At 30.8% G+C, this 16,478-nt stretch carries 7 protein-coding genes; all 7 read right to left on the reverse strand.

The features are described from left to right. Window positions 1-254: 254 nt before the first annotated feature. Window positions 255-908: a 4'-phosphopantetheinyl transferase family protein gene (locus tag C1X07_RS16150; protein ID WP_103071066.1), complete on the reverse strand. Its 654-nt coding sequence runs from the start codon at window positions 906-908 to the stop codon at window positions 255-257. 110 nt (window positions 909-1,018) lie between these two features. Beyond that, window positions 1,019-2,956 carry an alpha/beta fold hydrolase gene (locus tag C1X07_RS16155; RefSeq protein ID WP_241507273.1) on the reverse strand — a complete coding sequence of 646 codons (1,938 nt, stop codon included), beginning with the start codon at window positions 2,954-2,956 and terminating at the stop codon, window positions 1,019-1,021. Between the two features lie 44 nt (window positions 2,957-3,000). After that, window positions 3,001-7,452 (reverse strand): non-ribosomal peptide synthetase, encoded by a 4,452-nt coding sequence (locus C1X07_RS16160; protein ID WP_103071067.1) that lies wholly within the window; start codon window positions 7,450-7,452, stop codon window positions 3,001-3,003. Between the two features lie 63 nt (window positions 7,453-7,515). Then, window positions 7,516-9,150, reverse strand: coding sequence for a cyclic peptide export ABC transporter (locus tag C1X07_RS16165; RefSeq protein WP_103071068.1), 1,635 nt, complete (start codon window positions 9,148-9,150; stop codon window positions 7,516-7,518). A gap of 184 nt (window positions 9,151-9,334) precedes the next feature. Beyond that, window positions 9,335-10,054, reverse strand: coding sequence for a thioesterase II family protein (locus C1X07_RS16170; protein ID WP_103071069.1), 720 nt, complete (start codon window positions 10,052-10,054; stop codon window positions 9,335-9,337). 37 nt (window positions 10,055-10,091) lie between these two features. Continuing rightward, a complete protein-coding gene (locus C1X07_RS16175; RefSeq protein ID WP_103071070.1) occupies window positions 10,092-12,491 on the reverse strand; it encodes an outer membrane beta-barrel protein in 2,400 nt (799 codons plus the stop codon). Window positions 12,492-12,616: 125 nt separating this feature from the next. Beyond that, window positions 12,617-16,477 carry a beta-ketoacyl synthase N-terminal-like domain-containing protein gene (locus C1X07_RS16180; protein ID WP_103071071.1) on the reverse strand — a complete coding sequence of 1,287 codons (3,861 nt, stop codon included), beginning with the start codon at window positions 16,475-16,477 and terminating at the stop codon, window positions 12,617-12,619. Between the last annotated feature and the right edge of the window lies 1 nt (window position 16,478).

Here is a 16,478-nt window from a genome sequence, read left to right on the forward strand (position 1 = left end):
CAAAAAACTTTAGATGATATCACTCTTCTAAATTGAATAGTGTTATCGTTTTTTTAGCTCAGACCTTTCTTTTTTTATAACAATATACAAATCCTTATTGATCACTTGTCCCTATGTCCAACTATTTAACCCTATATTAGTATACCTTCTTGCCATAGTATTCAAAAACGTAAAAAAAAAGATCCACACATATGCTGTGTGGATCTTATCTTATTTAAAACATTATTTATGATACTTCGTACTATAAATGACAATCATATATTGACAAAAGGATTTACAATTTTTGGGTTAGAAAGTGATAAACCTATTTTGTTTGCACATGCAATGTGACACTTATATTCATTATCCAATTTGATTTCTTTTAAAAAGAAACTATCATTATTAACTCTTGTATAACTATTGATTATTTCAAAAGATTTAAGCGGAATTGAAAGCCCCATGCCATGTGCTTTTATAACTGCCTCCTTTTGTGTCCAATACTCAAAAAATGATGTTCTTATATCCCTAGAAGATGTAATTCTCTTCCATTCACCTATTGTCATCTGACTTTTAAAATCTTCTATACGAATATCATGTTGCTTTTCTATATCTATACCTACATCATTAGTATCTGTTAATGCACAAATCACGATATCTCCTGAATGGGAAATATTAAATCTAACCTGTTGTTCATCAAAATATGGCTTATTATATTGGGTATATTTTATACTATTTTCACAAAACTCTTCGCCTCTTTCTTCTATACCTTTTTTTAAAAGAAATCTCCCTAACAGTGATAATTGCATATCCTGCCAACGACGATATTTTAAAATTTTTCTCTGAAATTCGATAGAAAAAACTGAACCCACTTCTTTTACAAGTTGATCATGATTTTCTTTATTTATATATGAATAAAGGATTTGTGTCATTTCTTATATAATACTCCTAATTTTATAGTTTAGTTGAAAGGCTAAACAGTATTTTTCAAAATTAGCAATTCTGATTATTAATTCTTTTTCAAAAATGATTAATGTAATTATTAAAGAATTCCCCAATAAAACAGATAGGTTACAAGCAAAATATTGGAAAATAAGACAGAAAAAACAATACTTCTATCGTTTATCCTTTTTATTAGCATAATGAAGTATAATAAAGTTACTATTAGAAACCCTCCAAAAATCAAAATCATGATAAATACATAATCAAAATTATTAGGTAGACCGAATGCCAGAATAAAATAATTTTGGTTAGCAACTTTCATTAATGCAAGGACTAGACATATTAAGCCCGTAATTCCTGCGGCAGATGTTAGAACACTAAGAATCCTTACTATTCTATCTGGGGTTCTTTTATATTTTCTTCTCAAAAGCTTAATCATATAGGTAAAGACAAACACACTCATTATCCCCAGGGCAACAAACAAAGGAGATAGAAAAATCAAGTTTAACTGATTTAGGCTATTCCCTACCTTAGATACTCCTGGATTGATGGTAACTCCTTTAACAAAACTTATCATACTTTCTTTTTCAAAAGCATTCACATCTGGAGTACGATTAGGGTCATTAATAAAAGCCTGGGCAATCTTATTCCCTGTTTTTGTAAAACCCGGTGTATGACCATAAGAAGCTGCAATCACGGAATATCCTTTAGAAAAAACCTTAGCTAGTACTTTTCCGTTGGAAGAAGGTGTAATTGGGTCATACCCTCCAGAAAACACGAGTACCGGAAAAGATAATGTTTCCAATTTTGAAGAATCAAAAGTTGATATGGAGTCGTTGCGATTAATATTCCACTTATCACATACTTTAAAATCTGACTTATAAAAAGACACACCACCTTTGAGTCCTATGTGCTTGGAAGCATCCCTCTTATAATCCGATATTTTATTAAATGGTAGCGCTTCGTTACAACTAACACAGTAATACACTCCATAATCCATTCCTAGTAAGCTAGAAAATGCCGCTACCAATTTTCCTAGTGCTTCATTGTTTCTCTGCTGAAATTGATAAATTAACAAAGGTATCATTTCAATAAGTTGTTTAGTATACAACGCTTGTTGAATTGCTATTTTAAAATCTTCTGAATTGTAGGTAAACTCTCCAGAAGCAATAGTTTTTTTATCTACAGAAACGGTTATAGGTGCTTTTTCTAAATCAGCAACAGTTTTGTAATACATTTTTTCTAAGTCTGGATATACAGCATTACAATCTTTATCACCTTTACACTTCTTAAAAACTTTTGACAGGCTTTTTACATAATTACTCGTATTGTATGAATAGTAAGTAGGCATATCTGATATCGGAGAGTCTAAAGATAAAGTCTTGATGTCCTCAGGGTAAGACGTAGCATATACTTGTGCCATATAAGTCCCGTATGAAACACCATATACATGCCAATCATCATATTTTAATTGATTTTTTAGAGCATGTAAATCTTTCGCTACTGATTGACTGTGATATGCCTTAATATCAACTCTCGAGTTTAGAAGGTTTTGTTTACACGATAAAGCAGCCGCAGTTTTTTGATTCTCATCCTCTTGTTCTGACTGATTTTTGGCTAAGATATCTAAAAACTTTTTTCCCAAATCAGGACATAGTCTAGGTTCAGAAAATCCAGTACCTCGAATATCAAACAATACAATATCATTTTCTTGTCGAAGAGGATGATTAAACCAATTTCCTATATTTTGAATGCCGCTTGCTCCTGGCCCTCCTTGTATAAAAACTAAAGCATCTCTATCCGTCTTTCCTGATTTGTTTTTTAATACCGCAACAGCTAATTTGATAATGTTACTTTGAGGTTTATCCCAGTTTTCAGGTACAGAGAGATATTTCCATAAAATCGTATCTTTCTTTAGAACTTCTGCATTTGGAAAAAAAGACTCTGTATCCTTAAGAGATACATTTTGGCTTTGTGCTGACACAAAGGAAGAAAAAATAAATGCTAGTACTATTACTTTTCTTATATAAAAATTCATAATTTTTTGTTGATGATTACTTTGCTTTTTTGTTTTATGGCTTATCAAAAACTAAAATCTATTTCGATAGATTTTTCTTTTTCAAAAGCCAATTCGATATCTATATCTTCTATTAACACATTAGTATCAATTATTATTTCTTCCAAAATTTTCTTAAATTTTGAAACTAGTAGTTCAATGGTTTCCTTCTCATACTTGCTAGTATCATAATAAATAGAACCATGTAAAAACTCTTCATTTATAGAAAAACTTATTAATAGCGGAAGCCTATTATATTTTGCATCTACAGGATGAAAATCTAATACAAAATCTTCTTTTACTTTAATTTTTTCATAATTAAAGGTTGGATTTTGCAACACTATAATTGCTTCTAATCGTAACTGACTTAGAATATCCTCGGGAATATCTTGATGCTTATCTATTACTAACATATCCTCTTGCACTTTTTGCAATAGATTTATTAGTGATTGTTCAGGACTTATTCTTAATCGTAAGGGTAATGTTTTTACAAACATCCCTATTTGGGAATGTAAATCTGAAAAGGGTCGTCCAGAATTTATAGTCCCAATGCAAATGTCATTAAGCCTTTCAGTTTTATAAATCAATACATAAAATGCCGTAACAATAAGAGTATGGAATGTGATTTTTTGTTTTAATGCTATGCTATCCATGTTTGCAAGAAACACTTTATCCCAATTGAAACGGTGGAAGCTACCAGTATATTTTTCACTTAACTCACCATTTTCCAGATCATAGGTGATCAAACTCCTCCATTGATAATGATCCAAATATTGTTTCCAAAAATTACGATTTTCACTCTTGTTTTCGAGCTCAATTTCATGTTGCCAAACTGCATAATCCTTGAATTGAAGGGGCAGTAATTTTTTTTCAAAATTCGTTTGCGAAACTAATGCTCTATAATTATTTACAACTTCTTTTATCAAAATTTCTAGTGACCATCCATCCATAATAATATGATGTGTAACAAAAAGTAATATACTTTGCCCACTAGGTACTTTGAACAACCCAAGTCGTAATAATGTGTCGTTCTTTAAATCAAATTCTCTATTTGCGTAGGTTTCTAATGCTTTTTTCAGACTTGAACTCTCAACAAAAAACTCTTCGATTTCAAAAATAATTTCTTTCCCTTCTCTTATTTTTTGACGTGGAGATCCTTTATATTCAACAAAATTTGTTTTTAATATTTCATACTTACTAATAATATTCCTAAATACTTTCTCCAGTAAAATCTTATCAAACTTACCCTCTATTTTATACGATCTAAACATATTATAGGCAATGGACTTTTCACTCTGAAATGAAGCTAGCCATATAGCATATTGTGGTAATGTTAATGGATAATGAGGTTTTATCTTGGTCGATGGTATTACTGTTAATTGTTGAGTTTCCATTTTTTCCAAAAACCCAGATAACATCTCAACAGTTGGGTATTCAAAAACAGTTCTTAATGAAACATGGAACCCCAATTCTTTTTCAATTTTACCAATTAATCTTACTGCATTCAAAGAATGCCCACCCAATTGAAAAAAATTATCTGTTACACTTATTTTGTTTGTTAACTCTATTACTTCTTTAAAAAGTCTACAAAGTATGATCTCTATTTCTGTAGTCGGTTTTTTAAAATTTGATTTCGTTTCTAAAGGATTTACATCTCGAAGTATTAAAGATTTTCGGTCTATTTTTTTATTAGGAGTTAAAGGAAACTCCTCTATAGGAACAATTATATATGGTATCATATACTCTGGTAATTCCTTACGCAAAACATTAGTAATCCTATCGGCACTTATTGGTTTTTGATTAAAAACAACATATGCTACTAAGTAAGCTTCTTGATTCATTCCTTTCTTAGCAATAACTACTGAAGATTTTATACCTGATAATTGATTCAGTTTGGTTTCTATCTCTCCTAATTCGATACGATATCCTCTAATCTTTACCTGATGATCGTTACGACCCAAAAATTGAATTTCACCAACGTTATTCCATTTACCAATATCTCCTGTGTCATAAATTTTTTCTCCTTCGACAAAAGGATTTTTTATAAATTTTTCTGCTGTTAATTTTTCATTTTTATAATACCCTTTAGCCAATCCATCTCCGCCTATATAAATATTTCCTGAGGTATTCTGGGGTACTAATCGTAATGATCCATCTAGTATATAAAACTTAGTATTATGAATTGGTTCTCCTATATTTGAAGCATCTTTTGGTTTGTTAATTTGTTTACTGCTTGACCAAATAGTAGTTTCTGTAGGACCATACATATTCCATACCTCTGCACAGGTTTGTAATAAATTTTCTGCCAAAGATTCACTTAAAAGATCCCCTCCACATAATACTTTTAGTTCTTTATCACCACTCCAGCCTGCATTATACAACATTTGATAAAAGCTGGGGGTTCCCTGGATTATGTTGGGTTTAATATTTTCTAACTCTTTTAATATAGACAAGGGATCTATCAAAGTATCTTTATCTACCACATATAATGTGGCTCCTGATATCAAGGGAATAAAAAATTCTAATATAGAAATATCGAAAGATTGCGTCGTAACCGAATACAATAGGGTATCTGATGTTATGTTGTGTTTTTGTTGAATACTTAATAAGAAATTTAATAGTGATTGATGTCCAACTGCAACACCTTTTGGGTTTCCGGTAGAGCCAGAGGTATAAATGATATAAGCTAGATCCGAAAAAACCTTTTCCTTAATGGTTTTTAATGTATTGAGGTTATCATGATTGATGACCTCGTCTGCATTTACATATTTTATCTTATTCTTTAATACTTCTTGTAGATCATTATCTCCAATAATACACTTTACCTTACTATGATTTATTATGTATTTAAGCCTTTCTATAGGAAAACTTGGATCTAACGGGACATATGCTCTTCCCGATTTAAATATCCCTACTAGCACTGCTATAAAGTCTACCGAACGATGCATTAAAACTGCTATGGGGGACTGATCCTTATTCCCGAAATTGCGTAATAAATAGTCTGCTACAAGGTTTGATTTATGGTCTAACTCCTGATAAGAATAGCTTCTATTTTTATCTTGCACAGCTATCTGATCTCCATTTTTCTTTACTTGATCAGTAAAAAAAGATAATAAGGTTCTTTCTTTTGGATAATTATATTGTGTTTGATTAAAAGTATTTAATAATAGTTGTTCTTCAGCAGGTGTTATGTATTGATAATCCGATAAGGTTTTCTTGTGATCTATACTAATTTCTGAAATCAGTTGTTCAAAATGTGTGACCACTTGTTTTATCGAATTTTCGTCAAAAAAACTGAGATTATAGTCAAAATCAATTTTTACATCATCCTGCTCATCGAATTCACGAATATATACCGCCAAGGCTACTCGTTCTGATCTATGAGAGAGTGGAATTACTTTCGTTTTTGTATTCTCAAAATGGTCTGCGTAATTTTGTTTTTCATATGATAACGTAATATTAAACAACCTATCTTTATCCTTAAAAGCATCTAACTCTTGTACTAATTTTCCTAATGGAAAACGTTGATAGCGATAGTCTTGCCTAAGTTGTTGTTTAATATTGTATACCAAATCTTCAAAAGTATTTTCGAAATCGAGTGACATACGTAAGGCAGAAACCCCCATAAAAAGACCGACCGTTTTTTTAAAAACTGATTTACTTCTATTCAACACCGGAAGCCCTATCGCAAAATCCATATTTTGATGTTTTCGACCAAAATAGAGATATAAAATCCCCAATATCACATGAAAAGTGGAGCTTTTAGATTCTTTAGCAACATTTACTAGTTTATTATAAACTACTCTTTTGATAATTAACTCTTGACGACTACTCGTATTGGTATGAATAGTATCAGTTGTTTTTTCGAATAAGCGTTCTGGTAGCGTTTTAAACTTCTCTGTCCAATACAATTTATCTTTTTCAAAAGCATCAGAACTGTGATAGTTTTCATCATCTACCACAAAATCTGTATAACTATATGGATATTGAGTTTTTATTTCTCCGTAGTTAATGAGTTCATTATAATTTTGAACTAACCTCTGGAACATTAAGGAGGTTCCCCAGCCATCAGTAATAATATGATGGTACATTGAAAACAAATAATGAAACGTACTATTTACTTTAACCAAAATAAACTTGTGCAATAGTTTTCGAGTACTAAAATCAAAAGGCTCTTCAAATGTATTTTGCATAAAATCATTTGCTAAAGTATCTGCCTGATCTTTATAAGAAAAATCTATAAAATCCAGAGATGATTTATGTTCGGGTAAGATTTCTATTTCGGCATTTGCATCTCTATATACTACTATACTCCGATATGCATCATGTTGTTCTATCAATTTGATATAAGCATCATTCAAGGTTTTAAAATTTATGTTGCCTTTAATTGCTATTTTGGCTCCTATATTGTAAATAGGTTCTTTTGGATATAACAATTGCTCAAAATAGACATCTTGTTGAGGAAGCGTCAATTTCATATCGATATTCTCTAAGTTAAATGATTTTGTTTTTGATTTCTCAAAAACAAAGAAAGGTAAGTTTTATGCCCAAAGGCTTTCGGTAAGTTCGATCTTATTATTTACGTTTACATCTTTAACAATTTTTCCGTAATCAAACTTAATAATACGATCGGCAAGATGGAAATAAGCATCATCATGAGTAACTGCAATAATAGTTTTTCCTTCTGCTCTAAATTTCGGAATTAATTCTTCGTAGAAATATTTCCTAAAATGTGGATCTTGATCAGCCGCCCATTCATCTAATATTAAAATTGGTTTTTTCTCGAGTAAAGCAAAAATCATAGACATTCGTTTACTTTGCCCTTTAGAGAACTTTCTTCTTGCAGATTCCTCTTTATCATCGGCAACAACCTGATCTAGCTGCATAGTTTTTAACAACTCTCTATATTCTTCGTTATTCTGAGTGGTATAGTCATCGTAGTTATGAGAAAATATATGATTGTTGGTAAAAATGGCTGTCATTGAATCTTGCAGATTATCTTTAATGTTTAGATTTTCATCATTGTTTAGGATGATTTCTCCTGCCGTTGGGTGATATAGACCTGTTAATACATTAATAAACGTACTTTTTCCTGATCCATTCCCTCCTACTATAAATATTACCTCTCCTTCATTAATCGTAAGGTTTACAGGACCTAATGCAAAAGTTTTTTCTTCACTTTCATTATCATAATCGAAAGACATATTTTTAAATTCCAAAGAATTAAAGTAGAGATCTTTTTTCTCAATTGTTTTTGCTATTGTATCATCAATTTCAAAATCTTTCATGAAATTTTTAATCCTTCTATTCGCAACCATAAAACGGGTATACATTTGCTGTAGGTTTATTAAATTATTAATCGGTCCTGAGATAAAAAGAATAACTACAACATATGCTATTACATCTTCTCTCTCTAATAATCCCAAAGCAGGCAGGCCAAATAAAACAGCCGCAATAACAGCATATAGCCCATATTGACTAATCATGTTAATTGAAAGAAAAACATAATTGATTTTAAAATCCAAATCTTCAGAATCATCCCTATTAGGTCCTAGGTATTTTTCCATTATATTTTTTCTTCGAGACGCACTTAATTTTAACTCTTTGAATCCCAAAATCAAATCATCTACATAATTATAATAATGTTCATTAAACTTCCTTAAGCTTCCGACCTGACTTGACATAGTGTTCATAACAACGAAATAACATACCGCTACCAATATAATAAGAGCAAGAACGATTCCTGCGGATATTGGAGAGAGTGTAAACATATAAACGACACCTAATACTAACATTAGTAAAGAACTTACCGTATGGGTAACTGTATATGGTAAATTAGAAAAAATCCGTAAGTCTTCCATGGCTGTATAAAAACGTTGAGTCCCGAATTTTTCAAGAGTCTTTAGGGGAGCTTTCAATATTTGGTTAAACAGGTTTTTTTCATTTTCATACAATATCTTAAAGGCATACTTATTCAATCCTTTTTGAAAAATGATATTTAGCAGATATGTATACCCAACAGCTGATAAAAAAACTATGATCATATAATCTTTTAAAAACTCTTCGTTTCCTGCAAGGACATTATTGATTATATATATAATACCAAAACTTAAAATAGTGTTGGGTATCGCATACAATAGTAGAAGAACTATGTCCTTCGGTTTTAATTTTAACATTTTTCAAGTGTTTATGTATGTAGTGGTCTACTGCATACGATTAAGATTGATATTACAACCCCAACCAAAGGGGGCTATTACATAGAGATGATCATTATGATCTAAAGGAGGAAACCGGGTAAATTAACTGGTACAAGAATACTTGCAGCCTTGTATTTAATAATTCTGGAGCTTATTAAAACTCTTATTTTAAACTTACAACCTTACTATCAAAAAGTGGAGTTTCAATAATTTTTGTTAATTGCTCTGAGTGGTTGTTTATAAAAAAATGATCTCCATTTAGAATTTTAAATTGGAATTTACCTGTAGTAAATCGATTCCAGTTTTCAATTTTATCTTTACTTTTTTCTTCAGATCCCATTAATGCATAAATAGAGGTTTTTAACACAAAATCTGCTTCAGAATCATGGTCTTTTTCCAACACTTCGAAATCCGCTCTCATTATAGGACTAAAAAAATCGAACAAATCCTTATTTTCAAGAACTTCTTCTGGGACTCCTCCTAATTCTCTTAGTTCTTCTTTAAAGTCTTTGTCGTTCATTAAATACCTTTTCTTTTCTTTTTCTCCATCAAACTCCTTAATTCCTGGACCAGGGTTTCCTGAAACTACTAAATGATTTGGAGGATCATCAAAATCTTCCATTTTTTTTGCAACATATAGCCCCATAGTCGCCCCCATACTATGTCCATAAATTACATAAGGCTGATTATTTCTTCGCTCTATAATTTGGTCAAAATAATCTTGTACTACTAATTCTTTTGTTTTAAGTAAATCTTCTCCAAACCTTCTTCCTCGACCAGGTATCTCCAAAGGAATAAAGCTGATATCAGAACTTATATTTCTCTTTAAGAAATCAAATGAATAGCAACTCCCTCCGGCAAAATGAAGTAAAAACAATTGCATATTTTACGATTTAATAGTGATTACTAAAATAAAAAAGTCATTGGGCTCTTCTTCCTTCTGATTTTCCGACATCTTTATTTTTATAACCGGATTTTTTTAACCTCCCGAAGTTGTAGGAAACAGAAAAGCGTATATAATTGGTGTTAAAAGTATTTTCATAAACAATATCGGTACTTCCAGATTTATAATCTCCATCAGCTCTTATCGAATGAAAAACATCATTAAAATCGAGATTACATTTTATAGCATTGTTGAACATTTTTTTTTCAACACCAATATTAACAGCACCTTGATTTTTTCTTAAGTAAATTCCATCCTGAAGATCACTCAAATACCAGCCGGTCAAATAAATAGTTGCCCATGATTTTAAATCAAAACTATTTTGAGAATAGAAATAATAGTTAAATATATTATCTCTGACTTGAAAAACATTAGTGTCATCAATTAAATCATTATAGCTAACACTCATGGTATTAGTCGACCTCCACCATTTTAGGTTTAAGTTTTTCGTTAGTGAAGCAAAATAAGAATGTTCTTTATCAAAATTTAGACTTTGTAAAACATATTCCCTGGGATCCTCATCAGATTGAAAAGCAGCTCTAGAAATACGGTCATTAGTATAAGTGTATCCTATTTTTAAACTCCACTTATTATATGAACCACCTATTTCAAAAGCATGAATTTTTGCCGGTTGTAAATCAGAGTTCCCCCTTATAGAGGTGAATTCATCTTGATAAATTACGAATGGGTTTAATGACTCATAAGAAGGTCTACTAATTCTGGATGAGTATGTAAAATAAATGTTTGTCTCATCTGACAATTTTGTGGTAAAGGATGCATTAGGAAAAACATTTACATACTTATCTTCTACAGTCACTCCTCCATCTACATCTGTAAACAACTCATAATCTGTCAACTCTACTCGCGTACCTATACTATAATTGATTTTATCATTTATTTTCCCTTTCAAATTGACGTACCCCGCTGGAACTCTTTCATTATATTCAAAATTGCTTGATAAATCCTCATCTCTTATTGCCTCTCCTGTATTTTGAACATCAAAGAAATTAGTAAAAGATTTGTTATTAACGTACCCAAACTTACCTCCTGCTTCTATAGATGTACCATTTTTAAAAGCCTTGGTATAATCTAATTGAGCACTAACAATCTTTATCTTACCTTCTCCCTTATTATTAATCAAAGAATTACTTTGCACATTATTAACTGTCCTAGATTCATTTATATCATTGTCAAACTCATTATTATAGCTACCATATTGACTTCCTATAAACAAATTAGAACCTAAGGTATCCAATTTAGAATAGTAATTAACATTTATAATGTTCTTCAAGTCAAGGTCATCTATTTTTAAGGTACTATTATAAGTGCTTACATTTGTATCTGTAATTATATTATTACTCAATTGATTTCCACCCATATCTTCATATGCCCCATTATATTCTAATGAGATATAACTATTTTTATCAAGATCGTACTGAACACCCAAACTATAATTAGAAAAGTTCTCGTTTTCGTACAACCAATCTAATTCTATATCAGATTTAAAAAAATCTCCAGTAACATTTCTGGTTCTTGTAGTTTTTTTAAGCCATCTATCATCACCTATTAGTAATCCATAGTTACTACTGATTGACCATTTTTCTTTTTTGTAACTATAACTAACATTTGTTCTGTTATTATTTCCAGCAAAATCACTATAACTAAAATAGTTTTTAATCACTCCCTTTGAGCCTTCATCAATGTTTCGTTTTGTGACAACATTGATTACTGCATTGCCTTCGGCATCATAGCGTGGTCCTGGGTTGGTTATAATTTCAATTTTTTCTACAGTGGAAGGAGAAAGAGCTGACAAACGCTCGTTAGCAACTCTCATGCCATTTATAAAGACTATAGCATTACCTTTTCCAAAAACATTTATACCTGAAGCTTGGTCAACCAATACTCCAGGAGATTTACTCAATATTTCATTCACCGATATGCTTGTTGCTAAATTTGTATTAGCTACTTTAACCTCTAAAGAACCATCTGCTCTTTCTTTTACTAAAGAAGCTTTAGAAACAACTAATATCTCTTCTAATTCATTTTGTGCTTCTGATACAACAATATCTCCCAATTCAACATTTTCTTCATTACTATATTCCACATCAACATAGGTGTCTTGAAATTCTAAAGAAGTTAATTTCAATATTACTTTCTTATGGTTTAAATTTAATAATTCAAATTTACCTTCCAAGAAACTGGTTCCTGTTATCATAGTTGAGTCCCTTGAAGATAATAAAAGTGCATTACCAAAAACAGCCGTATTATTAGAGTTAACAACATTTCCTGAAATAGATTTTATCGATTGTGCTTGTGTTGTTATACAGGTTACTATAAAACATAGTCCTGCTATAATCACCTTTAAGTTTTTATTCATTTATCTTAAATTTTGATTTGTGTAATTTGTAAGATGCGTTTTTAATCTTCCTAACTAAATGATTTACAAAACAGTGTCATAAATCTACTACTTTTTACTGTTAAATTCAGAAATTTTATGCATACTTAAAGTTCTGAATCAATTACATCCTGTGGTAATTTTAAGTTTGCTAGTATTAAGCGTTTTAGATATACAAGGAAATCATAATTTGTTTCTTTTTCAAAGTTAAGCTTCAAAAAAGTCTCTATGGTTGCATCGTTTCTAAAAGTAAACTCGTTCTTAATATTGTTTGAATTATCAGTTCCTAAAACATAGTTATTACTTTTCATATAAGAGTTAAACTCATTAGACGAAACACATTTTGGTGAAACACCAGTTTCTTTTAATGCAGTTAGAATTTCTCCATTAGAAAAATTTCTCTCCGGTAAAATATGATAAACATTTAAATGGTTTGTATGTGTGAATGAAATTTCGGATACTACTTTTGATAAAACATCAACTGGAAAAAAACTAATTCTAGATTTTTCTTCTAATATCTCTTTACAATAACATTCCAGCTCGCACAATATCTTTAATTTTGACCACATTAAATTTTTGTTAAGATTTTTATCATGAGAAAAAAATCCATCTTTATATCTACCTCCAATATTAGAAATTCTAAAAATTTTACCATTAAAGTTATAGTTATCCAAAATATATTTTTCAGCCATAATCTTTGAAGAAGAGTGGATTGTTCCTGCGGTCTGCCGACCTGTAAAAAAATCGGTCTCATAAAAATTATCTATATCAAAACTTTCATTTTTTCCTGCCACAGAAACTGTCGAAATAAAATTGAGCTTTTTTATTTTCTTTAGGTTTGCCAAATCCACGATATTTCTTGTTCCAAGATAATTTACGTGCTCTTCTTTTCTTTTTTTACTAATATATTCTGGGGTTCCTCCTATGTGAAATATCATGTCAATGTTAGGAAGTTCTTTCTCCAAGTTTTTAATCCCTAAGTTTTGCAAACACAAATCTCCCTCAATGATATGTATTCTTTCTTTATCGAAAACCTCATAATAATTCTCAAAAATTGACCAAAATCTCTGCTCTGATGAATAGCTCTCTTTTTTTCTAATCAAACAATACAATATCGAGTTAGTATTAGTCATCAAATAATCAATTACCGCCATTCCCAGCAACCCTGTCCCTCCTGTAATAAATATTTTTCCGGGAACTTCTTTCACCAAGTTTTCTTTCTTAATATCACTAATTAACTTGCTATATTGATTTTCTCTGAGTTTTGTATCATTTTTGGAGACAACTTTATCGTTAGTAGTTTTATCATCAGTTTCAGGGAATATCTTTATTAATAATTTGGAAATAGTCGAACAAGAATAAATATCTTCATAAGGTATTTTGATACCACTATTTTTTTCTATTTCATCTATCATTTCCAAAGCTAACAGAGAAGAACCTCCCAGATCAAAAAAGTCATCATCGTCTTTAAAGTCTTCCAGCTCTAATAATGAAACCCAGATATTTCTAATTTCGGATTTCACTCTAGTTTTATCTAATTCTGGCGTTGTGTTTTCCTTTCTGACAATGTGTTTTGAAGTGTTATTTAACTGTAGAAAAACTAACTCTTCTAGTTTTGAGATAGTAGACTGAGTATAAATATCTTCATATGGAATTTTTACTCCTTCTATATTTTTTTCTATTTCATCTATCATTTCTAAAGCTAACAGTGAAGATCCTCCTATTTCAAAAAAATCTTCTTTATCATTAATATCATTCGTTTCTAACACAGAATACCAAGCCTTTGTAATTATTGTTCTAACATCATCTCTTGTAATTTCTTTTCTTTTAAGCTTATCTGCTAAAGGGTTTTCTTTTACTTCAGGCCAAAAACGTTTTGGGAAAAAATATGGAAGTTCAATATTATTAAAGATAGGGGTTACACTTGTCATAAGAGGATTTACTCCTGAATCCAATATATTGGAATACAATTGAAACCTGTCGTTATCAGGCAATAAACCATCAATAACTTTCAGGTTTAAGTTTAGATCATCAAATCTATTTTTTTCCTTTTTTGAGAAATCAATTAATACTACTTCTTTAAAAGAGAGATTATTTTTCAGGTATTTTCTAAATGATTCTTCATCAAAGTCTTTTACTTTCTGTTCATTAACTGAACTATTATTAATAACTTGTTCTACCGTAATTTTTGATTTAAGTAACAAATTTATAGTACTATCCTCTTTGGTAGTAATTAATTTAATTTTCGCCCCAAATTTATCAAATAGATATTTATATATTGCATACTGAACTAGGGTACTCAAAGCAGCGGCATTTTGTATATCTTCAATCTCCAAGGCTACATATTCATCCCACTGCCTTTTGATAAACCTATTTTCGTCGAGAATTAATTTTATAGATTCTTTTGAGTATTCAAGAATATCCAAATCTAATAACATAAAAATTATTTCGTGATCTGGATTATTTGATTTTGATTTTAAGGCAGAGATAAGAGATTGTTTTGAAGAATAAATTATTGCCTGGTTTTCTTTATCAACCTGAAAAATTTTGTTAAGTTTTAAACATAATCTATTAACATCATTATCATTATCAATACCTTCAATCTTTTTGATCAGGTAATCTTTATAGAGTTTAAACTTTCGTTCATCTTTATGACTGATTTGCAAGTAATTAATCTTCTTAGGCTCATATAGCCTTGTTATATGAGCCTCATTTTGAGAAACCACTACGTGTACATTGGTACCAGTCAATCCATAACTACTTACACCTCCTACCCTTTCGTTTTCTTTAGAATCCCACGGTTCTGTAGATGTTGGAACGTATAAGCCTATGTCTTTCAAATCGAAAAAATCATTTAACTTATTAAGGTTTGCCTGCACTGGAATTATTTTAAAATTTAATGCTGCTACTAATCTAAGTAAGCCTGCTAATCCACTTAAAAAATCCAAATGTCCAATCTGACCTTTGAATGAACTCATGGCAAAAGGGGTTTCTTTTGGAGGAGGATTCAAATTGTATATAGCTTGTTTTATTCCTTCTACTTCAATAGGATCTCCAAGGATTGTTCCTGTTCCGTGGGCTTCGATAAAACGCATCTTTTTTATATCTATTTTTGCATTATCCCAGGCTTGTAAGATAACGTCTTTTTGGGCTTCAGAACTTGGTGCTGTTAGGCTGGATATCCTGTTCCCTCCATGATTTAAAGCTGCTCCTTTTATTTCGCCAAAAATGGCGTCTCCATCTTTTACTGCTTGTTCATAACGCTTTAATACAAAAAAGACTGCTCCTTCTCCGTTTACCATTCCATCTGCTTCCTGATCAAAAGGTCTACACTCTCCTTTTTGAGAATGAACAACATTATCATCCATTCCTGATTTGGTAAGTGACAGTGTTTTGGCTCCTCCTACAATGGCCATATCACATTCATTAGTATTAAGGCTTTGTCTGGCGGCATTTAAAGCTACTAACGAAGAGGAACAAGAAGTGCTTATTGCTACAACCGGTCCTCTTAAATCCAAATACTTTGCTAATCGAGTTGCTTCTATTCCCTTTACAAAATCAAAATCTAAAAAAGAAACGTCCGAAATGCTGGCATAATTATGATAGACAGACTTTGCTGCAGAATAAAAAACACCTGTCTTTGTTCCTTTTAAAGAAGTCTCATTATAACCTGCATTATAAAAGGCCTTAATTGCATTTGTTAAAAAAAGCCGATGCTCGGGAAAAGTTCTCAAGGACTCTCTTTCTGTAAACCCAAAATGTTCATTGTCAAACTTATCTATTTCATTCAGATAACCTCCTCTGGACATTTCTATTTCTCCAAAAGCTTCATGAATTTCCTTTAGGCGATGTTCGGGCATCTCTCCAATGTAGGAAGATTTACTATATAATGACTCTCTTAATTCATCCCAATTTTTAATATTTGGTAATTCAAAAGATATTCCGATTATTGCAATAGAATTATTCATA

The organism is Aquimarina sediminis (assembly GCF_002895435.1).
GTDB lineage: Bacteria > Bacteroidota > Bacteroidia > Flavobacteriales > Flavobacteriaceae > Aquimarina > Aquimarina sediminis.